Genomic DNA, 24,576 nt, shown 5'->3' on the forward strand with positions numbered 1-24,576 from the left:
CAGGTTTTGTGAGTGACTTCACATACAGGTTTCGGTGAACCATGAAAACCCTCGAACAAACCGTCCCAACCCCGTCGGACCTGCCGGTCTACTTGAAGCTCGCCATGGTCACCATGATCTGGGGCGGCACCTTCGTCGCCGGCAGGATCCTTTCCGATGCCCTGGCACCGCTGCTCGCCGCCAGCCTGCGGTTTCTGCTGGCCAGTCTCGCGCTGTTGCTGTTCCTCGGCCTGGCCGGGATTCCGTTGGCCAGGCCCAGCCTGAAACAAGGGCTGCAACTGGCGGCGCTGGGGTTCTTCGGGATCTTTTTCTACAACCTGTGTTTCTTCTACGGTTTGCAGTACATCAATGCGTCGCGGGCGTCGTTGATCGTGGCCTTGAATCCGGCGGTGATCGGGCTGGCGTCCTGGTGGCTGTTCAAGGAGCGGCTGAGCCGGGCGAAAGTCGCAGGCATCGTGCTGTGTATCGGCGGGGCGGGGTTGGTGATCGTCAGTCGCGATCCCTTTTTGCTGCAGCGTGCAGGGCAGGCCTGGCTGGGCGATCTGCTGATTTTCGGTTGCGTGCTGGGCTGGGGCATCTATTCCTTGTTTTCCAAAAACCTGAATGAAAGCCTTGGACCCTTGCAAACCGTGACCTGGTCGATTCTGCTGGGGACCTTGATGTTGTGGCTAGCTTGCGCGGTCGCAGGCGAAGTTCGCGTTGAAGCGTTGCGCGGGTTGGACGTCGGGCAATGGTTGAGCCTGCTGTACCTCGGTGTGCTGGGATCGGCGTTGGCCTATATCGCCTGGTATGACGGCATCCGTCGGATTGGCGCGACCCGTTCTGGCGTGTTCATCGCACTCAACCCGTTGACCGCAGTGTTGTTCGGGGCGTTGCTGTTGGACGAGCGGCTCACCGTCTTGATGGGTGCAGGGGCGGGGCTGATCCTGACCGGGATTTTCCTGTGCAACAAAGCCCTTGCGCGCTCGCCGCAAAAGACGATTTGATACCGAAGGCGGACAAATAGGGTTACGCTGTGTAGAATCGATTTACGCATACAAGAATAAACGTCTTCTGGCAGCAGAAGCCTCGCCCGCAAGAGCCTTGGGTCGACAATGAAGATATTCGGGTTTCAACTGATCTACGGCGATTTTCTCGCCCGCACCGTTCGCGGCATTTCCTGCGCGCCACCGCGTGCCCTCAGCATGGCCGGCAACTAACGCTCCGTTAATTGATAAGCATGATGAGGCGCCAACATGGCAGATCTATACGAAAATCCGATGGGCCTGATGGGCTTTGAATTCATCGAATTCGCATCCCCGACCCCCAACACCCTGGAGCCGATCTTCGAGATCATGGGCTTCACCAAAGTGGCCAGCCACCGCTCCAAGGATGTGCACCTGTATCGCCAGGGCGCGATCAACCTGATCCTCAACAACGAACCCCACAGTGTGGCCTCGTACTTCGCTGCCGAGCACGGTCCATCGGTGTGCGGCATGGCTTTCCGCGTCAAGGATTCGCAACAGGCCTACAAACGTGCCCTGGAACTCGGCGCCCAGCCGATTCACATCGAAACCGGCCCGATGGAGCTGAACCTGCCGGCAATCAAAGGCATCGGCGGCGCGCCGCTGTACCTGATCGACCGTTTTGGCGAAGGCAGCTCGATCTATGACATCGATTTCGTGTTTATCGAGGGTGTTGACCGTAACCCAGTGGGCGCGGGGCTGAAAATCATCGACCACCTGACCCACAACGTGTATCGCGGGCGCATGGCCTATTGGGCGGGTTTCTACGAGAAGCTGTTCAATTTCCGTGAGATTCGTTACTTCGACATCAAGGGCGAATACACCGGCCTGACCTCCAAGGCCATGACCGCCCCGGACGGCATGATCCGCATCCCGCTGAACGAGGAATCGTCCAAGGGCGCCGGGCAGATCGAAGAGTTCCTGATGCAGTTCAACGGTGAAGGTATCCAACACGTGGCCTTCCTGACCGACGACCTGATCAAGACCTGGGACCAGCTCAAAAGCATCGGCATGCGCTTCATGACCGCGCCGCCGGATACCTACTACGAAATGCTCGAAGGCCGCCTGCCGAACCACGGCGAGCCGGTGGATGAACTGCAAGCGCGGGGCATTTTGCTGGACGGCGCTTCCGAACAGGGCGACAAGCGTCTGTTGTTGCAGATTTTCTCGGAAACCCTGATGGGACCGGTGTTCTTCGAATTCATCCAGCGCAAGGGCGACGATGGCTTTGGCGAGGGCAACTTCAAGGCGTTGTTCGAGTCCATCGAGCGGGACCAGGTGCGTCGCGGTGTGCTGGCTACTGAGTAATACCTGAGCGCAAAAAAACCCGCCTGGCAGTGATGCCCGGCGGGCTTTTTATTGCGGATGCAAAACCCCTGTGGGAGCGAGCTTGCTCGCGAAGGCGTCGTGTCAGGCGCCACTGATATTGACTGATACAGCGCTTTCGCGAGCAAGCCCGCTCCCACAGGGGGCTGGATAAGCCTTAAGCCCGGCGGCGCTGGCGCATCAGGTGTTTGAACCCTTCGAATACCAGCACCGCCACGGCCATCCAGATGGGAATGTAGGTCAGCCATTCACTGGCCTGGATGCTCTCTCCCAGCAGCAGCGCAACGCCCAGCAGCAATACCGGTTCGACATAGCTCAACAGCCCGAACAGGCTGAATGGCAGCAACCGGCTGGCAATGATGTAGGCCACCAGTGCCGAGGCGCTGATGACCCCGAGCACCGGGATCAGCAGCGACAGCCACGGGTACTGGTCGAAAACAGCGAAACCCTGCTCCCCGCTTTGCACGAACCAGAGCGCCAGCGGCAGCATCAGGGTCATGTCCAGCCATAACCCGCCCAGGTTGTCGGTCCCCAGGCGTTTGCGCAGAATGAAATAGATCGGGTAACCCAGCACTACCAGCAAGGTCGCCCAGGAAAAACCGCCCACCTGGTACAACTCGTTGACCACGCCGAGGGTGGCGAAGAACACGGCGATTTTCTGCAGGTAGGACAGGCGTTCGCCATAGACGAGGCGCCCGGTCAGAACCATCGACAGCGGCAACAAAAAATACCCCAGCGACACGTCCAGGCTGTAGCCGTTGAGGGGTGCCCACATGAACAGCCACAACTGCGCCCCCATCAACGCCGAAGACGCCATGGCACCGATCAACAGCCGCGGCGCGGCAAGCAGACGCCGGCCGAGCGCCGTCACCAGGTTCCACTCCTTGGCCACCAGCATGAACACCGTCATGCAGGGCATCGTCAGCAGCATGCGCCAACCGAAGATTTCCACGCCGGTCAGTGGCGAGAGCAGGGAGGTGTAGTAATACATCACGGCGAACAGCACAGAGGCCGAGACCGATAGAGCGATGCCTTTGGACACTGAGGCCTCTTGTTAGCGGGGTTGGGACATGAAGGGGATGAAGCATTCCCCGTGGCGAGGGAGCTTGCTCCCGCTCGGCTGCGAAGCGGCCGCCATTGAGGTCCGCTACGCGGCCCAGCGGGAGCAAGCTCCCTCGCCACGGGGGTTAGTGTAATGACCGGTTTATGACGTGCGCGCCACACGCCCCGGCACGAAATGCCCCACGTCATTGAACCCGGGCGTCGAGGCATGCCCCGGTGTCACCAGCGAATCGATGAAGGCTTCATCTTCGGCGGTGATCGTCACCGACTGCGCCTTGGTGTAGCCATCCCATTGCTCCTCGGTGCGCGGCCCGACGATGGCCGAGGTGACAGCGCGGTTGTTCAGCACCCAGGCAATGGCGAACTCGACCATGCCCACGCCGCGCTCCTGGGTGTATTGCTGGATCTGTTGGGCGATGCGCAGGGATTCGACCCGCCATTCGGTTTCCAGGATGCGTTTGTCCTGGCGACCGGCGCGACTGTTGGCGTCCGGGGCCACGTCCGGCGCGTACTTGCCACTGAGCACCCCGCGGGCGAGGGGGCTGAAAGGCACCACACCGAGGCCATAGTTCTGTGCGGCGGTGATCTGCTCGGTTTCGGCCTGGCGATTGACGATGTTATACAGCGGTTGGCTGATCACCGGTCGGTCGATGCCCAGGCGGTCGGCGATCCGGATCACCTCGGCGATGCGCCAGCCACGGTAGTTCGACAGGCCCCAGTAGCGGACCTTGCCCTGGCGAATCAAATCACCGATGGCCGACACCGTGACCTCCAGCGGGGTGTTGTGGTCTTCGCGGTGCAGGTAATAGATGTCCAGGTAATCGGTGCCCAGGCGTGTCAGGCTGGCTTCGATGCCATTGAAGATGTGCTTGCGGTTCAGGCCGCTGCGGTTGGGGACGCCATCCGGCGGGCCGAAGCCGACCTTGGTGGCCAGCACCCATTCATGACGGTGACGGGCAATCGCCTCGCCGACGATCTCTTCGGAACGACCGTTGGTGTAGACGTCTGCGGTGTCGATGAAATTGATACCCTGGTCCCAGGCCTTGTCGATGATCCGCAGCGAATCCTCGGTGCTGGTCTGTTCGCCGAACATCATCGTGCCCAGGGTCAACGTCGAGACGTGCAACCCGGAATGGCCTAGCGTGCGGTAGCTCATGACAAGGTCCTTTTATCGATGGGAAAGGCCCAATCAAACCCCAGATAAGGCGTGCGGAGCAAACAGATTTATCAAACACCAAAAATCACCTGTGGGAGCGAGCTTGCTCGCGATGAGCCGTGAGCCTCAACACAGTCCCCACCCAACCGGAGAATAATATGAAAATAGTCATCGCCCCCGACTCGTTCAAGGACAGCCTGAGCGCCCAGGGCGTGGCGGATGCTGTCGCCCAAGGCTTGGCCCAGGTCTGGCCGGATGCACAGTTGATCAAGTGCCCGATGGCCGATGGCGGGGAGGGTACGGTGGAGACGGTGTTGGCCGCCTGTAACGGCGAGTGGCGCCGCAGTCGGGTCAGAGGCCCTCTGGGCGCCATCGTCGAGGCGCGTTGGGGCTGGTTGCCCGACAGCCGCACCGCGATCATCGAAATGGCCGAGGCCAGCGGCTTGCAGTTGGTGCCGCCTGGGCAGCGCGATGCCTGTTCCAGCAGCACCTACGGCACCGGCGAGCTGATTCGTGCCGCCCTGGACGAAGGCGCCGGACGGGTGATCCTGGCAATCGGCGGCAGTGCCACCAATGACGGCGGTGCAGGGGCGATGCAAGCCTTGGGCGTGGCGCTGTTGGATGAAAACGGGCAGCCCCTTGCGCCCGGTGGCCTCGCCCTGGCGAAACTGGCGCGTATCGACTTGAGCGAGATGGACCCGCGCCTGAAGCAGGTCAGTTTCGAGATCGCGGCCGATGTCGATAACCCGTTGTGCGGCCCTCACGGTGCTTCAGCGATTTTTGGCCCGCAGAAAGGGGCATCCCCTGTGCAGGTCCAGCAACTGGACCAGGCTCTGGGGCATTTCGCTGAACACTGTGCCCAGGTGCTGAACAAAGATGTCCGCGACGAACCGGGCAGCGGCGCCGCCGGGGGGCTGGGGTTCGCTGCCAAGGCGTTCCTGGGCGCACAGTTTCGCACCGGCGTGGACGTCGTCGCCGGGTTGACCGGGCTGGCCGAGGCGATCAACGGTGCTGACCTGGTGATCACTGGCGAGGGGCGTTTCGACGCCCAGACCCTGCGCGGCAAAACACCCTTTGGCGTGGCCCGCCTGGCTCGCCAGCAGGGCGTACCCGTGGTGGTCATCGCCGGCACGCTGGGGCAGGATTATCAGGCGCTGTATGAGCACGGCATCGACGCCGCGTTTGCTCTGGTCAGTGGTCCGATGACCCTGCAAGAGGCCTGCGCCGATGCGCCACGCCTGTTGAGCGAACGGGCCCGGGACATTGCGCGGCTGTGGCGAGTGGCGGCCCGATAGACCTGTGGGAGCAAGGCTTGCCCGCGATACAAGCGCTGCGGTCCTCCAGGAATCGAGTCGCCAGCGTCGCGAGCAAGCTTTGCTCCCACGGAGTTGAATTTGAGATAGGGTTGAGGCTGGACTTCGCGCAAAACAGGAGTGGTACATGCGCTTTTCAGACTTGACCCGTCGCATCACCGGCGACGGCGCCGCCGCGTGGCAGATCCATGATCGGGCGCTGGCCATGCGTGAGCAGGGCAGGGATGTATTGCTGTTATCAGTGGGCGATCCGGATTTCGACACGCCACGCGCCATCGTCGATGCTGCGGTGACCAGCCTGCGGGCCGGAGAAACCCATTATTCAGACGTCCGTGGCTTGCCCAGCTTGCGCGCCAGTATTGCCCGGCGTCATCGCCAGCGTTCTGGCCAGCCGGTAGGCGCCGAGCATGTCACCGTGCTGCCGGGGGCGCAGTGTGGGGTCTATGCGGTCGCGCAATGTCTGCTTAACCCCGGTGATGAAGTGATCATCGCTGAGCCCATGTATGTCACCTACGAAGCCGTGTTTGGCGCCTGCGGGGCAACAGTGGTGCCGGTGGCAGTGCGTCCGGAGAACGCTTTTCGGGTTGACCCGGCCGACGTCGCCCAGTTGATTACTCCCCGTACCCGGGCGATGCTGCTCAACAGTCCCAACAATCCTTCCGGCGCCAGCCTGTCAATGTCCACTTGGCAAGCATTGGCGCGGTTGTGCATTGAACATGACCTGTGGTTGATCAGTGACGAGGTCTACAGCGACCTGATCTACGAAGGCGAACACATCAGCCCGGCCAGTCTGCCGGGCATGGCCGAGCGCACCGCCACCCTCAACAGCCTGTCCAAATCCCACGCCATGACCGGTTGGCGCATCGGCTGGGTCGTTGCCCCTGAACCGCTCGCCGAGCATCTGGCGAACCTGTCGTTATGCATGCTGTTCGGTCTGCCCGACTTCGTCCAGCGCGCCGCCCAGGTTGCCCTCGATCAGGATTTGCCTGAGGTGGCCGTGATGCGCGAGGAATATCGCCAGCGCCGCGACCTGGTGTGCGCGGCACTGGAAAACTGCCCAAGCCTTAAAACCGTGCGGCCCGATGGCGGCATGTTTGTGATGGTCGATGTACGCGAGACTGGTTTGGCAGCTCAAGTGTTTGCCGAGCAGTTGCTGGCCGGGTATGGCGTGTCGGTGCTGCCGGGGGAGGCATTTGGGCCGAGTGCGGCGGGGCATATTCGGGTCGGGCTGGTGGTGGGGAAAGAAAAACTGGCCATCGCCTGCGGACACATTGCAGATTGCGCAGCGCAGTGGGTAAAGCTGCACATCTGACAACTAAGTAAGCGTCAACCACCCTTCTGAACCTACTGTATTGAAGGGAGGCACTTCTCTGCAGTGATGAGTCCTGCCTTTCTGAAATATGTTCGATTCCTCCACCGTTCATCCAGGCCTCGGTTCTTTTTGTGTATCCGATGAATGGCGCTGTTACCTGTCAGATCTGACAGTTGGAAATTATCAGCACCCGGCGCTAAATGACCTTGCGGGCTGCGAAAGCGCCGATTGAAATTTTTGGCAAGGTGATCGCCATGGCTTCTTTAGAAACAAACCAAGGCGCTAACAGCGAAGTTCTGGCGAAGCCCCTCTCGGTGGAGGGTATAAATGATAATGATCTGGAAGGTCATGTGCCTCGCGAAATATTGCAGCGGGGCACTCGAATTGTTATTCCCTATTGGATTGATCCACGTCCCAATGATGAACTCTGGATAACCTGGCTTCAAGATGGGCTGGAAGATCGGCTTTATACCGTGTTTTATCCAGTGCCTCTGACGGTGGATTTTTTGTATTTCGATTTGACGCCTCAACATTTAGCCAAGGATGGTGTGGCGTATGTTTATTACAAAGTATGGAAGGGGGCAGGTGGCAGTGATGATCCCTCCCCTCCAAGAAAACTCACCATCGATCACACACCGCTCATCATATTAGCCGAACCCACGTTTCCACACGCGAATCTTTGGGGGTATTTGAATAACAACACCGTTCCACCGTTAACGAGTGGCGCTACGGTCGCAATACCGAGCTTGACCAACATCGCTCTGCCAGGGGATGTGGTAAAAATTCAATGGCAAGGTTATTCGAGCTTGAATGGCAGCGGTCCGCCAGTGTCGGAGACATATGGTACCTGGGAACGAATACTTCAAGCGCCAGACATATCAGCTGGTTTTGATGTGGTGGTTCCGTTTCAGCCAAATATCAGTCCTCTGATCGATAAGGATTCTGCCTTGGTTGTGTATCAGCTTTTTCAAGGGGGTAGGCTCGTTGCCGAGTCAAGGAAAGGGTTGGTAAAAATAGACAGAGTGACACCCGGTGAAAGTAATCCCTAAAACATGAATTTAGTTGGAGAGGCAACCATGGCTATAAAAATAGTTCCCCCAAAAACTCGTACTATGTCCACACGTTCTGGAACGTTGGACCTGGATTTGAATATCGACAAGTTGGCGGACGAGTCAATCTCAATCACCGTTTTGGAATCCGGCGAAATTATTGCAAATCTGGAGCGGCCTATACCCGTAGAAGAGGCGGAGGGTGACGAAGTTGACCTGTTCTATGCACGGGTAGGAGAAGCGTTTGGCATTGCTAAAAATACTGTGTTACTTGGCCTGATCGCTGACCGACCTGCTGGCGTTATACCTATTCCTCTTCCAGCGGCTGACTTTATTGAAGACGCCCAACCCGCGACACCCACTCGTTGGCAGGTTAAGTTTATATTTTTTAAAGACGGTGGGGGCAACTTTGATGAGACCAATATTGTAGAGTTCAATATAGACCGAACGGCACCGTTTGAGGTCAAGTATCCTTCACGTAAAAAAAATCCACCTACGCCTGCGCCGGCCTTTACCAATGCGCCCACGGATCCCTTGAGAACGGTGGACGAAGCCTGGCTGGCTGCCAACACAGACTTGGAATTTACGGTTGACGTGAGCTATCCACTACGTCGTCTCGACGATGTGCTGGAGGTGCATTTTTCCGCCGGCGGTACGGATATTCAGGTCTACCAAGCGGCAGTTCCCGCTACGGGTGTGTTTACGGTGCCGAGCAGTGTCTTGCGAGGGTTGCCAAATGGGCGCATCAATATCCATTATTTTTGGACGGACCTTCCTGGAAATAGAAGCGCAAGTTCATTGCCCGCCGCGCTGTTGACGTTGGGGCTTGCGCTGGATCCGGTCCTTAATGAGCGTCCTTTAGTCCCGGCCACTGATCCAGATGGGACGACAACCTTATACCTCGATGATTTTGCCGGCAGCGGGGTGTTGGGCATTGTCGAACGTTTGCCCATCGATAATGCGGAGCCAGGCGACCAGATAACGTTTTACATCGAAGAGGCAAATGACCCAACTAATTTCAAGGCGTTTGGTCCCCAACCTCTTGCCGATGTGGACTTGAACTTTCCGCTGCCTTATGACAATGGGCTAGCAGATGTTTTTGGAACATCAACAGAGGCCTTGGAAGTCAAAGCCTATTTTGAACTGGAGCGCGGTGCCGCAGCGCCATTTCCTTCCCCTCCCTTATTTTTCTGGATGGACCTGTATCCGCCAGGAGGGATATATCCAGAGTTGCCGGATTTGACCAATCCCGCATTTGCCTTACCTGTCGTAACGGGACAGTCGCAGACAGCTAACGAATTGATACCAGACGATCGCGATAAGGCGGGTAAATTCAAAGTTGTACTCGCCCTCACGGATCCAGCGATTACTCCAGCGGAGACGGTTAAATGTTATGTGAATGATCAGATGGTGGGCGATTTTTCACCCTTCAGTGACGCGATTGAGTTCGAGGTGCCCATTTCGGCGATCATAATAGCCGCGCTTCCGACGCCCAGCGTGCCTGCTTACTGGACACGGCAAAAAACAGGTGTCGACAAGAACGTCATCAAATCTGAACTCCAGACAGTCACTGTCCGAGGAAGGAGAATTGATCTGCCAGAGCCAACTATCAGGATTCGCAATCCTGCCACCAAGGATCAAATCGATTGTTTTGCAATGAACGATGCAACGACCAACTGGCGTTTGGCTCTTACTATTCCGAAATCGACCGTTCTGCCGCAAGGTACAGTCATTACCGCACATTTTGCGGCTTATACGGATGCTGCTGGCGCTAATTTGATCCCCGGCACGGAAGATTCACAAACCTATACTATCCAAGACGCATCGACAGTGGATGTCGCTACTGTCGCAAATGCTGCGGTGTTCAAAGCAGCGCAGCCGGTGCTCGGTTCTCGGGCATTTGGTAAGTATTGGTACACGGCCGATATCGGTGGTTTACAGACCTCGATACCGGTCATTAAACCGCTTGACACAATCACCTCCAGCGGCGAGTACTGCGACAGGCTACCTGTACCTCCAGCATGAGATAAGTATCGCGAGAGGGGTTGGCCCTCTCGCGATACTGTGTGGCTGGACAGGCTGTCTATCGGTTGTATTTATGGGATTAAGGGATTTTTCCTACTTTTGGTGAAGGGTTTTCCGACATCTTTCGTTTGGCTTGCTGTTTAGTCTAGCGAACGTTTTTTCGATGACTTCTCTGCTTGAAGAGAGGTTGTTTAATTGATTATGCGGAGTCCTCATGCCTCAATTTACAACACTCATAAATCGCAAGGGAACGGGTTATCTGCTTGCCATATTGTTCCTCGGCACTCCTGCGGTTCATGCCAGAACTCTTGTTCCTGGGGAAAGTGAGACCGTTACTAATCCTCCAGCACCAGAGGCGTGGGCTGTGTCTCAAGGTGGAACATTGACAATAAACAATGCGAGTGCACTCACGATCAGCTCGCAAAATGCCAATGTCATATTCAACGGTGGTCAGAGTGCGCGGATTGCAGCCCAAGAGGGCTCCGATATCGCGATGACGGGCGCAACTGTAGAAAGCTCGGCGGGGAGAGGAGCGCTTTCGCTCAGCGACAGTTCTGCCACGATCCAAGCCAGCACTGTTACCAGTACCAACAGCATGGGCCTGCTGTTGGGGCGTGACATCAACACCCCAACCGCCTCCAGCGCCACCGTCACGGGCGGAAGCACAATTACCGGACTGGTCGGCGGCGCAAACGCCACGGGTTTCAGTGTCCTGACGGTCAACGATTCGACCCTGCGTGGCACCGGCGCGACCAGTTACGGCGTTCAACTGGAAGGGGCAACGCTTTCGGCGACTGGAAGCACGATCTCCGGTGGGCAGGACGGCCTGCGAATCGGCGTGGATAATACCGGCGTGAGCGCCAGCACGGTCACCTTGAATAACACAGTCGTAACGGGCGGCACGGGTTCGGCAATTGTCGTGGGTGCCTTCGGTGGTCCTGGTGCTGCCACGACCATCAACGTACTCAACGGCTCGCAGTTGAACGGTGGCAACGGAACACTGTTTCAAGCCAGCGATACTTCCACCGCCAACGTCAACGTCGATGCAAGCGCTCTGCGTGGCGACGTCATAGCCGATACCGGCAGTACGGTGTCCTGGCTGATGCAGAATGGCTCCTCGCTTGAAGGAAACTTGCAAAACGTTACCAACGTCAACCTCAACAGCAATAGCACCCTGAACGGTAATGTAATGGCCGTTGCGGGGACAGGGACGGCGGTCAGCCTGAATAACGGTTCAGTGATTAATGGCAACGTGGAGAACGTGTTTGATCTCAGGCTAGACAACAACAGCCAGATGACCGGCGATGTGCGTTCGGACGCCAATGGCACTGTATCGCTCAACAACGGCGCGGTGCTGACGGGGCAGATCACCGACTCGAGCAATCTGAACATTGGCAATGCCGCGCAATGGGTGATGACTGGCGACAATACCGTACAGCGTCTCGGCTTGAGCAGTGGTGTGGTCCGCATGGGCACCAATGAGCAGTTCCAGCAACTGAACATTGGCGAGCTTTCCGGTAACGGTACTTTTGTGATGGGCACCGACCTGGGTAACGGCGATACGGACTTCCTGAATGTTACCGGTACTGCCAGCGGGCAACATCAGTTGCTGGTCTCTGCGACCGGGACCACGCCAACCAGTGCCGAAGCCGTCAAAATCGGCAACATTGCTGCTGGCGATGCGAGTTTCTCGCTGGGCGGTCGAGAAACGGTCGATGCCGGTACCTTCGTCTACCGCTTGAAGAAGGATGGGGAGGGTTTGTACCTTAATCCCGACCGAGACACGGTCAGTCCGTCCACCAATACTGCATTGGCTTTGGCCGGCAGTGCTCGCAGCGTATTGAACGCAGAAATGAACATGCTCAACGATCAGATCGGTGATCGGGGATTAAGCGCACGGCCCGATGCGTCAATGCGTTCGGCCAGCGAGAACGACATCAAGTTGAGCAACAGCGTCTGGGTACGTACTTACGGTAATCAATACAGCGTCGACAACGCCTATGGCGATGGCTACTCGCAGAACCAGAACGGGATCACCGGCGGCGCCGACACATTGGTGGATATCGGCAATCGCGCATGGGTACTCGGTGGCTTCGTAGGCACCAGCCACACCAACATGGATCTGCGGTACGGATCCAGCGCAACGGTCGACAGCGTAAACCTCGGTGTCTACGGCAGTACCTACGACGTCCAGAGCGGTGTATTCGTCAACGTCATGGCCAAGGTCAACCAGTTCAACAATAAAGCCAGGGTCACCATGAGCGACGGTACACGCTCCAAGGGTGAATACAAGGCATTGGGCGCCAGCGCTTCGGTCGCGGTGGGCAAGCATATTCGCTTGCAAGATAACTATTTCATCGAGCCACAGGTGCGAGTCTCGACGGGCGTGACCCAGAGCGACAGCTATCGCCTGGACAACGGCCTGGAAGTCAAAGCCGACACTATGCGTTCTCTGCAAGGGAACCTGGGCCTCAGGGGCGGGCGCGTGATCAGCCTCGAAAATGGCGGCCTGTTGGAGCCGAGTTTGTCGGCGGGCATTAATCACGAGTTCATCAAGACCAACGAGGTCAGGATCAACGACGACAGCTTCGATGACGACCGCGCCAGCACAGCGCTTGAGTACGGTGCGGGCCTGAAGTGGACGCCGGCTCAACGTAACTGGCAGGTTTCCGGCCAGGTCGGTGGCAGCAAGGGGACGACGGTCAGTCAGGATTGGAGCGGCAGCCTGCGAGTCAGCTATTTCTTCTGATGATGGCTTTCACGTCCAGATGATGTTCCCATGCCCCGACAATGTCGGGGCTTTTTTTTTAGACGCGGTCGGGTCTTGGCGATGCTGCGTTGGACGGTTAGCGGGCTTTGCTCACCAGCCTCATCACCCCCACGAAAAACACCGGCACAAACACCACTGCCAGCGTCGCGCTGATCATCCCGCCAATCACCCCGGTCCCAATGGCCTGCTGGCTCGCCGAGCTGGCGCCGGTGGCGATGGCCAACGGCACCACGCCGAGAATGAAGGCCAGGGAGGTCATGATGATCGGCCGCAGGCGCAGGCGTGCCGCCTGCAGTGTGGCGTCGATCAGGTCGTGGCCCTCGTCGTACAGATGCTTGGCAAACTCAATGATCAGGATCGCATTTTTGGCCGACAGGCCGATGATGGTCACCAACCCCACCTTGAAGAACACATCGTTGGGCATGCCACGCAACGACACCGCCAACAACGCGCCGAGTACCCCCAGCGGCACCACCAGCAGGACCGAGGTGGGGATCGACCAGCTCTCATAGAGCGCCGCCAGGCACAGAAACACCACCAGCAGCGACAGGCCCAGCAATAGTGGCGCCTGACTGCCGGACAGGCGTTCCTGCAACGACAGGCCGGTCCATTCCTGGCCCAGGCCGGCGGGGCCCTGGGCCACCAGGCGTTCGATTTCCGCCATGGCTTCGCCGGTGCTGTGGCCGGGGGCCGGCTCGCCGGAAATGCTGATGGCCGGGTAGCCGTTGTAACGGGTCAGTTGTGTCGGGCCCTGGGTCCATCGGGCCTGGGCGAAGGCTGACAGCGGCACCATCTTTCCAGCGTCGTTGCGCACATGGATCTTCAGCAGGTCGGCCACCTGGCTGCGTTGATCGCCTTCGGCCTGGACCACCACCCGCTGCATCCGCCCCTGATTGGGGAAGTCGTTGATGTAGGCCGAACCCACCGCGGTGGCAAGTACGTTGCCGACATCGGCGAAGGATACGCCCAGGGCGTTGGCCTGCTTGCGGTCAACTTCCAGCTGCACTTGTGGCGCTTCGGCCAGGGCGCTTTCGCGCACGTTCATCAGCACCGGGCTCTTCTCGGCGGCGGCGAGTAAAGCCGTGCGAGCCTGCATCAGCGTGGCATGGCCGAGGCCACCGCGATCCTGCAGGCGGAACTCGAAACCGCTGGACGTTCCCAGGCCATCCACCGGTGGCGGCAGCACGGTAAAGGCCATGGCGTCCTTGATCTGGCCGAAGGCCTGGTTGGCGCGGTCGGCAATGGCACTGGCCGAGTCATCGCTGCCACGTTCCGACCAGTCCTTGAGGGTGGTAAACGTCAGCGCGGCGTTCTGCCCGCTGCCGGAGAAGCTAAAACCGAGGATTACGGTGCTGTCGCCCACCCCCGGCTCGCCGGCGTTGTGCGCCTCGATCTGCTCGACCACCTGCACCGTGCGGTTCTTGCTCGCGCCGGGCGGCAGCTGGATATCGGTGATGGTATAGCCCTGGTCTTCCACCGGCAGGAACGAGGAGGGCAGGCGACTGAACAACAGCCCCATGCCCACCAGCAGCACACCGTAGATCAACATATATCGCCCGGTGCGCTTGAGTGCATAGGCCACCCAGCCTTCATAACGATCACCCAATTGCTCGAAACGCCGATTGAACCCGCCGAAGAATCCGCTTTTGGCGTGGGGTTCGCCCTGGGCTACCGGTTTCAACAAGGTCGCGCAAAGCGCTGGAGTCAAGGTCAATGCGAGGAAGGCCGAGAACAGAATCGACGTGGCCATGGACAGCGAGAACTGCCGATAGATGACACCCACCGAACCCTGCATGAAGGCCATCGGGATGAACACCGCCACCAGCACCAGAGTGATACCGACGATCGCGCCGGTGATCTGTCGCATCGCCTTGCGCGTCGCCTCCTTGGGCGACAACCCTTCGCTGGCCATGATTCGTTCGACGTTTTCCACCACCACGATGGCGTCGTCCACCAAAATACCGATGGCCAGCACCATGCCGAACATGGTCAGCACGTTGATGGAAAAGCCCAGGACCAGCATCGTGGCGAAAGTGCCCATCAGCGCCACCGGCACCACCAGGGTCGGGATCAGGGTGTAGCGGATGTTCTGCAGGAACAGGAACATCACGGCGAATACCAGCAACATTGCCTCGCCGAGGGTGTAGATCACTTTGGTGATGGAGACTTTGACGAATGGCGAGGTGTCATACGGGATCTTGTATTCCACACCGGCCGGGAAATAGCGCGCCAGTTCGTCCATCTTCTGGCGCACCCGGTTTGCCGTGCTCACGGCATTGGCCCCCGGTGACAATTGCACGCTGACGGCGGTGGAGGGCTTGCCGTTCAGCCGCGTGGAGAACTGGTATTCCTGACTGCCGATCTCGACGCGCGCCACGTCACCGATGCGTACGTTGGAGCCGTCGGGTTTGGCCTTGAGCACGATGTCGGCGAATTCTTCAGGCGTCGACAATTGGCCCTTGACCAGCACGGTGGCGGTGATTTCCTGGGTCGTGCGGGTTGGCAAGTCACCGATGCTGCCCGCCGAAACCTGGGCGTTCTGCGCCACGATGGCGGCATTGACGTCGGCCGGGGTCAGGTTGAAGCTCAGCAGCTTCTGCGGGTCGATCCAGATTCGCATCGCCCGTTCGGCGCCATACAACTGGGCCTTGCCGACACCGTCCAAACGCTTGATCTCGTTCATCACATTGCGCGCCAGGTAATCGCTGAGGGCCACGTCGTCGAGTTTGCCGTCACTGGAGGTGAGGGTGATCAGCAGCAGGAAGCCGGACGAGACCTTGTCCACCTGCAGGCCTTGTTGGGTGACCGCCTGGGGAAGACGCGACTCGACGGCCTTGAGGCGGTTTTGCACGTCCACCTGGGCCAGCTCGGGGTGGGTGCCGGGCTGGAATGTGGCGGTGATGGTTGCACTGCCCAGGCTACTCTGGGATTCGAAGTACAGCAGGTTATCGGTGCCGTTGAGTTCTTCCTCGATCAGGCTGACCACGCTTTGATCCACAGCTTGCGCCGAAGCGCCCGGGTATACCGCGTAGATCTCGATCTGCGGTGGTGCGACATCGGGGTATTGCGCCACCGGCAGTTGGGGTATGGCCAGCGCGCCGGCCAACAGGATGAACAACGCGACCACCCAGGCGAACACCGGGCGATCGATAAAGAACTGCGGCATGGGCGATGTCCTGCTTATTGGCGCTGGGCAAGTGGAGAGTCTTCGATCCGGACTTTTTCGCCGGGACGTGCATGTTGCAGGCCTTGCACCACGATGCGATCACCGGGTTTCAGGCCGTGGGTGACGATCCAGCGGTCGTTTTGCACAGCGCCCAGTTCCACCGGTTGCAGGCTGACCTGTTGCTGCGCATCGAGCAGCAGCACCTGGGCAACGCCGGCGCTGTCGCGCTGGATGGCCCGTTGCGGCACGCTGATGCCTTGGCGGTCGACGGCTTGCTCCAGGCGCACGCGCACGAAGCTGCCGGGCAGCAGGTCAAGGTCAGGGTTGGGAAACTCGCTGCGCAGGGTGATCTGGCCGGTGCCCGGGTCGACGCTGATGTCGGTGAACAGCAACTTGCCCGGCGACGGGTAGAGGCTGCCGTCATCCTGGATCAGCGTGGCCTTGGCCTGATCCTGGCCGACCTGCTGCAACTGGCCGGAGCGCAACGCCCGGCGCAGTTCGTTGAGTTCGCGGGTCGACTGGGTGAGGTCGGCGTGGATCGGGTTCAATTGCTGGATGAGGGCCAGCGGCGTGGTTTCGCTCTGGCCTACCAGCGCACCCTCGGTCACCAGCGCCCGGCCGATGCGTCCGGCAATTGGCGCGGTGACTGTGGCGTAGCCCAGGTTCAGTTTGGCTCGTTCCACGGCTGCCCTGTTCGCGGCGACATCGGCGGCGGTCTGGCGGACGGCGGCGCGGGCATTGTCGTAGTCCTGGCCGCTGATGGCGTTATCTTCGATCAACTGCGAGTAACGTTGCGCTTGCAGGCGGGCCTGGAACGCGTTGGCCTCGGCCTTGCGCAACGCCGCTTCGGCGCTGTCCAGGTCGGCCTTGAACGGCGCCGGGTCGATGCGAAACAGCACATCGCCTTTCTTCACGTCGCTGCCTTCGCGAAAGACCCGCTCCAACACCACACCGGGGACGCGCGCGCGCACTTCGGCGATTCGCGGCGCGGCAATGCGTCCGCTCAGTTCGCTGCTGATAGAGAGAGGGCGGGCTTCGAGGGTTTCGATCGCCACAGTGGCCAGCGGCGCCGCGTCCTCAGGGCTCGAGGCGCTGTCGCAGGCGTTCAGCAGCAGCGCCCCGAGCAACAGGCCCAAGGTAGCAAAAGGATTCTTTGGCATGGTGCTTCCCCAATAATCAACGTGGCATGCTACGGGGGGTAAAGGGGCGCATTGGTAAAGCTTTGTAGGGGCTGTGTGAAATTGTGTAAGGGGTTTGCTCGGGAGAGGGCGAGGGCGTATATCCTTGGCAGCTTGAGATTTTCTGCGTTTGTCATACCGTCATCGCGAGCAAGCTCGCTCCCACACTGGTTTTGTGTCGCACCGAAAGCCAAATGTGGGAGCGAGCTTGCTCCCGATGAGGCCCTGCCAGGCGCCCCAGCACTTTCTGGATACACCATGCCCAACATCCTCCTGGTGGAAGACGACACCGCCCTTTCTGAACTGATCGCCAGCTACCTGGAGCGCAACGGCTATCGGGTCAGTGTGCTCAGCCGTGGCGATCATGTGCGGGAACGGGCGCGGGTCGATCCGCCGGACCTGGTGATCCTCGACCTGATGTTGCCGGGGCTGGACGGCTTGCAGGTCTGCCGCTTGTTGCGGGCCGATTCGGCCACCTTGCCCATCCTGATGCTCACCGCCCGGGACGACAGCCATGATCAGGTGTTGGGCCTGGAAATGGGCGCCGATGACTACGTCAGCAAACCCTGTGAACCCCGGGTGCTGCTGGCACGCGTTCGGACTTTGTTGCGCCGCAGCAGCCTCACCGAGCCGCAGACAGTCAACGACCGCATTCTCATGGGCAACCTGTGCATCGACCTGTCCGAACGCACCGTGACCTGGCGCGGGCAAGCGGTGGAGCTGTCCAGCGGCGAATACAACCTGCTGGTGGTGCTGGCCCGGCATTGCGGCGAGGTGCTGAGTCGCGACCAGATCCTGCAGCGTCTGCGCGGCATCGAATTCAACGGCACCGACCGCTCGGTGGACGTGGCGATCTCCAAGCTGCGGCGCAAGTTCGACGACAACGCCGGTGAAGCCCGCAAGATCAAGACCGTGTGGGGCAAGGGTTATCTGTTCAGCCGCTCCGAGTGGGAATGCTGAATCCATGTGGAAGCTGCTGATTCGTCTGTACCTGGTCACCATCGTGTCCTACAGCGCCGCGATCTACCTGATGCCGGAACTGGTGGTCCGGCTGTTTCATGAGCGCTTCCTGACCTACAACCTCGATTACTCCCGTGGCCTGCAAACCTTGATGGTCAGGCAGTTCCATAACGTGCCCAGCGAGCAGTGGCCGGCACTGGCGGCACAGATGGACAAGGAGTTCGAGCCGCTGCGCATCGAACTGGCGGCCATCGATGATGCCGGTTTCAGCGCCGCCGAGCAGGCGCGTCTCCAGCGCGGCGAGAACGTGGTGCGCCTGGGCGAATGGGCCTGGCGAACCCTGGCGGCCGCGCCGCTGGATGAGCGCACGGCGGTCAAGATGATCGTGCCCCCGGACCCGACCGAGGTCAGTTGGCTGTATTGGAGCATCAACGTGTTGATCGGTGCGACGATGCTGGCCTGCCTGCTGCTTTGGTTGCGGCCCCACTGGCGCGATCTGGAACGGCTCAAACGCACCGCTGAACGCTTCGGCAAAGGCCATTTGAGCGAACGTACGCAGATTGGCTCCAGCTCGAACATCGGCAGCCTGGCCCACGTATTCGATACGATGGCCGGCGACATCGAGCGCTTGCTCAATCAGCAGCGCGATCTGCTCAATGCGGTGTCCCATGAATTACGCACGCCCTTGACCCGCCTCGATTTCGGCCTGGCCCTGGCGCTGTCCGATGACCTGCCGCCGGCCAGTCGCGAGCGGCTGCAAGGGTTGGTGGCGCACATCCGCGAGCTGGATGAGTTGGTGCTGGAGTTGCTGTCCTACAGCCGTCTGCAGAACCCCGAGCATCTGCCCGAACGGGTGGAGGTAGCGCTGGACGAGTTCATCGACAGTATCCTGGGCAGTGTCGACGAGGACTTGGCCGCCCCGGACGTGGTGATCGATGTGCTGCTGCACGGCGTGCTGGAGCGTTTCGTACTGGACCCGCGCCTGACGGCCCGGGCGTTGCAGAACCTGCTGCGCAATGCCATGCGTTATTGCGAAAAGCGGATCCAGGTCGGTGTACTGGTCGGCGTCCAGGGCTGCGAGATCTGGGTCGACGACGATGGTATCGGTATTCCTGACAGCGAGCGCGAGCGCGTGTTCGAACCGTTCTATCGCCTGGACCGCAGCCGCGACCGCGCCACGGGCGGTTTTGGCCTGGGCCTGGCCATCAGCCGTCGCGCCCTGCAAGCCCAGGGTGGCACGCTGACGGCGCAAGCCTCGCCGCTGGGCGGGGCGCGGTTGCGCTTGTGGTTGCCAACGCCGTGCTGATGCGACTCGAGGCTGTGGGAGGGTTCATTTAGGAGAGGTCAGGCGTCTATTGCGCTCGATTCAATCAGCGCCACACCCGCTTGCTGCATTCGCCGGATTGCCGCCGCCATCGAGCCGTCGATATCAATGCCTCGGCAGGCATCGAGCACCACCAGCGCATTGAAACCGGCCGCCCGGGCATCCAGCGCCGAGAACATCACGCAAAAATCCAGCGCCAGCCCCACCATATACACCGTGTCGATGCCGCGCTCCTTGAGGTAGCCCGTCAACCCGGTGGGGGTCTGGCGGTCGGCTTCCATGAAGGCCGAATAGCTGTCGATGTCCGGGGTGCAACCCTTGCGAATGATCAATTGGGCGTGGGGCAGGTCCAGGGCCGAGTGCAGCGCGGCGCCTTGGGTGCCCTGTATGCAGTGGTCAGGCCAGAGTTTCTGTTCGCCATAGGGCAGTTGAATCAGGTCGAATGATTTTTTGTCCGGATGGCTGGAGGCAAACGAAGCATGCCCGGCCGGGTGCCAGTCCTGGGCGAGGATGACGTGCCTGAATGAACGGCCCAGACGGTTGATCAACGGCACGATTTCGTCACCCCCCGGTACGGCCAGTTGGCCACCGGGTATGAAATCATTCTGAACGTCTATGACCACTAACGCGGTGGTGGGGGCGGTCATGGATGGGTCTCCTGAAAAATGGCCCACCACAGCTTAGCCGAACGGAACGGAATGTCTTTCGTCGCAAATATGCAAGGGCTGATGGCTTTTTGATATTTGGTCGGTACGCCCGTACCACAATTGAGTACAATCGCCGCCTTTCAACCGGGCATGGAAGCAGTTCGGCTTTCCAGTCACGAGAAAAACCCATGCTCATCGGCAGTTATTCACCGGCCCTTGTTTCAATTTCCCTGTTTGTTGCGGTACTGGCTTCTTACACCGCGCTGGACATGACCGGACGCATCGCGACCACCCAGGGGCGCGCAGCGCATGGGTGGATGGCCGGCGGTTCCCTGGCAATGGGCGTCGGGGTCTGGTCCATGCATTTTATCGGCATGCTCGCGTTCACCTTGCCGGTGGAGCTTGGCTACGATGTGTCGATCACCGCCTTGTCGCTGCTGATTGCCATCCTGTCCTGCGGTTTTGCGCTGTGGTTGGTCAGCCAGCCGCAATTGCCGGCGTGGCAACTGGCTTTCGGCGCGTTGATCATGGGCGTCGGCATCAGTGCCATGCATTACACCGGCATGGCGGCGCTGCGGATGCAGCCGGGTATTGATTATGACCCCTCGTTGTTCGGGGCTTCGCTGGTGATTGCGGTCTGCGCTTCGGCGGCAGCGTTGTGGATCGCCTTTCGCCTGCGCCAGAACATCCCGCATGTACGCCTGGCCCGCGCCGGCGCCGCTGTGGTGATGGGCCTGGCCATTGTCGGCATGCATTACACCGGCATGGCCGCCGCGCGGTTCAGCGACGGCAGTTTTTGCGGCGCCCTGGACGGCTTGAGCAGCAAGGGCCTGGACAATCTGGTGCTGATCACCACGCTGGCGGTGCTGGCCATCGCCTTGCTCACCTCAATTCTCGATGCGCGCCTGGAAGCCCGGACCGCTGAGCTGGCCCAGTCGTTGACCCTGGCCAACCGCGAGCTGACCCAACTGGCCCTGCACGACCCCCTCACAGAACTGCCCAACCGCGTGCTGCTGGCCGATCGTATTGATCAAGCCATGCATCGGGTGCATGAGCAGGGCGGCTGTTTCGCCTTGATGTTCATCGACCTGGACGGCTTCAAGCCGGTCAACGATGCTTTCGGCCATCACATGGGCGACCTGTTGCTGCGGGACGTGGCCCTGCGCCTGCGAGAAGATTTGCGCAGCCAGGACACCCTGGCGCGGATCGGCGGTGATGAGTTCGTGCTGTTGGTGCAACTGGCCGAGCCTGACGATGCGTTGCGCCTGGCGGCCCGCCAGGTCGGGCTGATCGGTCGCACGTTCCGGGTGGCCGATCATGACTTGCAGATCTCCGCCAGTGTCGGCATCGCGCTTTATCCGGGCAACGGCCAGAGCGCCGAAGAGCTGCTGATGAATGCCGACGCGGCGATGTACCACGCCAAGGGCGCCGGCAAGAACGGCTACAGCTTTTTCGATGCCTCGATGAACAGCAACGCCCGCAAGCAATTGCAATTGCTGCAAGACCTGCGCATCGCCGTCGAGCAGCGCCAGTTCAGCCTGCATTATCAGCCCAAGTTCGACGCGGCCAATGGCCGTCCGGTGGGTGCCGAAGCCTTGTTGCGCTGGACACATCCAACCCAGGGCCTGTTGATGCCCGATACCTTCATCGACCTTGCGGAAAAGACCGGGCTGATCATTCCCATCGGTGATTGGGTGTTGAACGAGGCCTGCCGCCAGATGCGCGAATGGTACGTGCTCGGCTACACCGACTGGCGCATCGCGGTGAACCTGTCAGCCTTGCAGTTTTGCCACGTGGGGCTGGTGCAGAGCGTCGCTACGGCGCTGGAGACTCATCATTTGCCGGCCAACAGCCTGACCCTGGAAATCACCGAGACCACGGCGATGAGCGATGCCGATGCCAGCATGACCGTGCTGCAGCAGCTCTCGGACATGGGTGTGGACTTGTCCATCGACGACTTTGGCACCGGTTATTCGAGCCTGATGTACCTCAAACGGTTGCCGGCCAACGAGCTGAAGATCGATCGCGGCTTCGTGCGCGACCTGGAGCACGACAGTGATGACGCGGCGATCGTCTCGGCCATCGTCGCACTCGGCCAGGCGCTGGGGCTGCGAATCGTTGCCGAAGGGGTGGAGACCGACGTGCAGCAGGATTTCCTGACCCAATTGGGTTGTGATTCGCTGCAGGGTTATCTGCTGGGCCACCCGCTGCCGGCCGAGCGCTTCCTGCACGACATTCGCAAGACACAACGGCTGGCGCTGGCCTGAGCGGCCGTTCAGGGAACGATGTCGAACGCCGTGCTGCCCAGCCGCTCGCCATTGACCAGCAGATGCACCGCATGCCGGCCCACGTAGTGGCGGCGGGTGGTCAGCTCGCGAATGTGCTGGGAGCGGCTGAGGCTGACGCTCTCCAGGGCGGGCAGGTCGAAAGTCTTGAGCTTGAAGACTTTGGCCGAGGTTCCGCCCGAGGCTTTCACGTAGTCGATGGCATAGTCGATCACCAGACGCTGGCTCTGCTCCAAGGTTGATTGCACCTTGAACGACAAGGTGATGGGCTCGCCGAGCCGAATCACCGCTGGCGTGACCTGCAAGTCCAGTACCTGGATCTGCGCTTTGCCGCCGACCCCGATGACCGCCAGTGCCCGCGCATTACCTTGTTTGATCAGGCTGCGCAAAGCATGGCGGGCGATCCATGCGGTATGGCGATCCTGCAGGGACCAGCCTTCGATTCGGTCCAGCACCCAGTCAGGGTGCTGCTTGGTGATGTCGTTGAGATGATTGGCCACGGACTTGCGTACATACAGGCTGTGGTCGGCCTTGAGGGTCTCAAGGATCGCGGCGGCCAGGTCGGGATTGGCCTGGATCGGTTCCAGATGGAACGACCACGGCAAGCGCGGCCTGCTGCCTTCGCTGGCCAGGCGACGTACGTGTTCGTTGGGATCGTGCGCCCAGTCGTGCATGGCCTTGAGGGTGCGCGTCAGGTCATCGCGCAGGAAATGCCGCACGGCGAACTCCGAGGAGCCGAACCGGGTGAAATACTTGAGCGCATCCAGAGACAAGTCGAAGCTGTGCCGGCCGTAGGACGCCACGTAGTGGGGCAGGAACATGCTGACAAACATGCTGTTGAGGCGGGGCGCCAGGTCTCGCAGCACATCCAGCGAGGCCTCATAGTCCAAGGGCAGTACCGCATGCAGGCACTCACTGACCCGCGCCATGCGTTGCATCACCGACAGCTCGCTCAGCCCGTCATTGGCCATGCTCAGGAACGCCCGGCTATCGAAAGCCGGGTACACCGCGCTCATTTCACTGGCGATGTGCTCAAGGCGTGTGGCGTTGAAGATTTCCTTGAGGGCAGGGGATGAGGTGGTGGGGGTGGTCATGTCGGGGTCCGTGCGATGAGGGTGTGTTGGATTTTAAAGGGGATGTGGCGGCCAAAGTGTAGCTCGACCCGTGGCGAGGGAGCTTGCTCCCGCCGGGCTGCGCAGCAGGCCTGAGGACAGCAGGCGCGACCGCTATGACACGACGGGGGGGATGGTTTGGGGGCCGCTACGCGGCCCAGCGGGAGCAAGCTCCCTCGCCACGGTGGTATCGTTGTTCTTCCCCGGAGTCAAACCTGCGCCACTTCATCCACATACTGGCGGATATGCCTCAACCCGCGCTCCACGGACTCATCCTTCTCGCCCACCGGGGCAAAGTAGTGCAGCACTTCCCGCGCAGTCTCCAGACCCTTGAGCCGCGCCAGCACCCAGGCCGACAGGTACTGGGCGGAGAAACAGCCCCCGGCGGTGGCGATGTTGCCGTTGGCGTGGAACGCCTGGTTGACCACGTTGACACCCGCCGCGACGACCCAGGGTTTACTGGTGGTGTCGGTGCAGGCCGGTGCCTGGCCGAGCAGCCCCAGGCGTGCCAGCAGGAATGTGCCGGAGCATTGCGAACCGAGCAGTTGGCGAGTCGGGTCCAGGCGCAACTGGCTCATGATGGCCGAGTCATTGGCGACCTCGCGGGTCTTCATGCCACTGCCGAACAACACGGCGTCGGCCTTGCAGGCCTGCTCCAGGTCGATCTGGGCGTCGATGGTCAAGCCATTCATGGACGTGATGCGCGGGGTAGGTGAAGCGATGCTCACACGCCAATCCTTATCGCCCACCAGGGAGATGCGGCTGAGCATGCCGTAGGCAATCAGTGAGTCCAGTTCGTTGAAGCCGTCGAAGGTCAGAATGGCAATGTGCATGGCGAGCCCCGGTTTTTATAAATGGCTTTTTTCCAGCCTACGCCGGTTATAGGC

17 protein-coding genes are annotated in these 24,576 nt (G+C 60.3%); 10 read left to right on the forward strand and 7 right to left on the reverse strand.

The genetic code is table 11. The features are described from left to right. The first annotated feature begins 41 nt into the window (after window positions 1-41). Window positions 42-986, forward strand: a complete 945-nt coding sequence (locus tag AAIS01_RS03995) for a DMT family transporter (RefSeq protein ID WP_343467897.1) — start codon at window positions 42-44, stop codon at window positions 984-986. Between the two features lie 249 nt (window positions 987-1,235). Beyond that, window positions 1,236-2,312, forward strand: coding sequence for a 4-hydroxyphenylpyruvate dioxygenase (gene hppD / locus AAIS01_RS04000; RefSeq protein ID WP_343467898.1), 1,077 nt, complete (start codon window positions 1,236-1,238; stop codon window positions 2,310-2,312). A gap of 175 nt (window positions 2,313-2,487) precedes the next feature. Here the strand turns inward: hppD and rarD are convergent, their stop codons facing one another. Then, window positions 2,488-3,372: an EamA family transporter RarD gene (gene rarD / locus AAIS01_RS04005; protein WP_343467899.1), complete on the reverse strand. Its 885-nt coding sequence runs from the start codon at window positions 3,370-3,372 to the stop codon at window positions 2,488-2,490. 162 nt (window positions 3,373-3,534) lie between these two features. After that, window positions 3,535-4,548 (reverse strand): aldo/keto reductase, encoded by a 1,014-nt coding sequence (locus tag AAIS01_RS04010; RefSeq protein ID WP_343467900.1) that lies wholly within the window; start codon window positions 4,546-4,548, stop codon window positions 3,535-3,537. Between the two features lie 158 nt (window positions 4,549-4,706). On the opposite strand from AAIS01_RS04010, the gene AAIS01_RS04015 reads away from it, so the two are divergent. From AAIS01_RS04015 to AAIS01_RS04035, 5 genes are all read left to right on the forward strand, one after another. Further along, on the forward strand, window positions 4,707-5,843 hold the full coding sequence (locus AAIS01_RS04015) for a glycerate kinase (protein WP_343467901.1): 1,137 nt from the start codon (window positions 4,707-4,709) through the stop codon (window positions 5,841-5,843). A 145-nt stretch (window positions 5,844-5,988) separates the two neighbouring features. Further along, on the forward strand, window positions 5,989-7,173 hold the full coding sequence (locus AAIS01_RS04020; RefSeq protein WP_343467902.1) for a pyridoxal phosphate-dependent aminotransferase: 1,185 nt from the start codon (window positions 5,989-5,991) through the stop codon (window positions 7,171-7,173). A gap of 254 nt (window positions 7,174-7,427) precedes the next feature. Then, entirely contained in the window at window positions 7,428-8,222 is a 795-nt protein-coding gene (locus AAIS01_RS04025) for a hypothetical protein (protein WP_343467903.1), read from the forward strand. Window positions 8,223-8,318: 96 nt separating this feature from the next. Further along, entirely contained in the window at window positions 8,319-10,247 is a 1,929-nt protein-coding gene (locus AAIS01_RS04030; protein ID WP_343467904.1) for a hypothetical protein, read from the forward strand. 595 nt (window positions 10,248-10,842) lie between these two features. After that, window positions 10,843-12,996, forward strand: a complete 2,154-nt coding sequence (locus AAIS01_RS04035; protein WP_343467905.1) for an autotransporter outer membrane beta-barrel domain-containing protein — start codon at window positions 10,843-10,845, stop codon at window positions 12,994-12,996. A gap of 97 nt (window positions 12,997-13,093) precedes the next feature. On the opposite strand, the gene AAIS01_RS04040 is transcribed toward AAIS01_RS04035, so the two are convergent. Beyond that, window positions 13,094-16,183 (reverse strand): multidrug efflux RND transporter permease subunit, encoded by a 3,090-nt coding sequence (locus tag AAIS01_RS04040; RefSeq protein ID WP_343467906.1) that lies wholly within the window; start codon window positions 16,181-16,183, stop codon window positions 13,094-13,096. A gap of 14 nt (window positions 16,184-16,197) precedes the next feature. Then, entirely contained in the window at window positions 16,198-17,343 is a 1,146-nt protein-coding gene (locus AAIS01_RS04045) for an efflux RND transporter periplasmic adaptor subunit (protein WP_343467907.1), read from the reverse strand. Between the two features lie 276 nt (window positions 17,344-17,619). Between AAIS01_RS04045 and AAIS01_RS04050 the strand changes: the two genes are divergently transcribed. Further along, a complete protein-coding gene (locus AAIS01_RS04050; protein WP_047227621.1) occupies window positions 17,620-18,321 on the forward strand; it encodes a response regulator in 702 nt (233 codons plus the stop codon). Window positions 18,322-18,325: 4 nt separating this feature from the next. Further along, window positions 18,326-19,627: an ATP-binding protein gene (locus tag AAIS01_RS04055; RefSeq protein WP_343467909.1), complete on the forward strand. Its 1,302-nt coding sequence runs from the start codon at window positions 18,326-18,328 to the stop codon at window positions 19,625-19,627. A gap of 38 nt (window positions 19,628-19,665) precedes the next feature. On the opposite strand, the gene pncA is transcribed toward AAIS01_RS04055, so the two are convergent. Further along, entirely contained in the window at window positions 19,666-20,292 is a 627-nt protein-coding gene (gene pncA, locus AAIS01_RS04060; protein WP_343467910.1) for a bifunctional nicotinamidase/pyrazinamidase, read from the reverse strand. 188 nt (window positions 20,293-20,480) lie between these two features. Between pncA and AAIS01_RS04065 the strand changes: the two genes are divergently transcribed. After that, complete coding sequence (locus tag AAIS01_RS04065; protein ID WP_343467911.1) at window positions 20,481-22,559, forward strand: putative bifunctional diguanylate cyclase/phosphodiesterase; 2,079 nt, start codon at window positions 20,481-20,483, stop codon at window positions 22,557-22,559. Window positions 22,560-22,567: 8 nt separating this feature from the next. Here AAIS01_RS04065 and AAIS01_RS04070 read toward each other — a convergent pair whose 3' ends face one another. Then, on the reverse strand, window positions 22,568-23,671 hold the full coding sequence (locus AAIS01_RS04070; RefSeq protein WP_343467912.1) for a DNA alkylation repair protein: 1,104 nt from the start codon (window positions 23,669-23,671) through the stop codon (window positions 22,568-22,570). Window positions 23,672-23,898: 227 nt separating this feature from the next. Then, complete coding sequence (locus AAIS01_RS04075) at window positions 23,899-24,522, reverse strand: DJ-1/PfpI family protein (RefSeq protein WP_343467913.1); 624 nt, start codon at window positions 24,520-24,522, stop codon at window positions 23,899-23,901. Window positions 24,523-24,576 lie beyond the last annotated feature (54 nt).

The sequence above is a fragment of the Pseudomonas halotolerans genome, assembly GCF_039581215.1.
Lineage (GTDB): Bacteria > Pseudomonadota > Gammaproteobacteria > Pseudomonadales > Pseudomonadaceae > Aquipseudomonas > Aquipseudomonas tehranensis.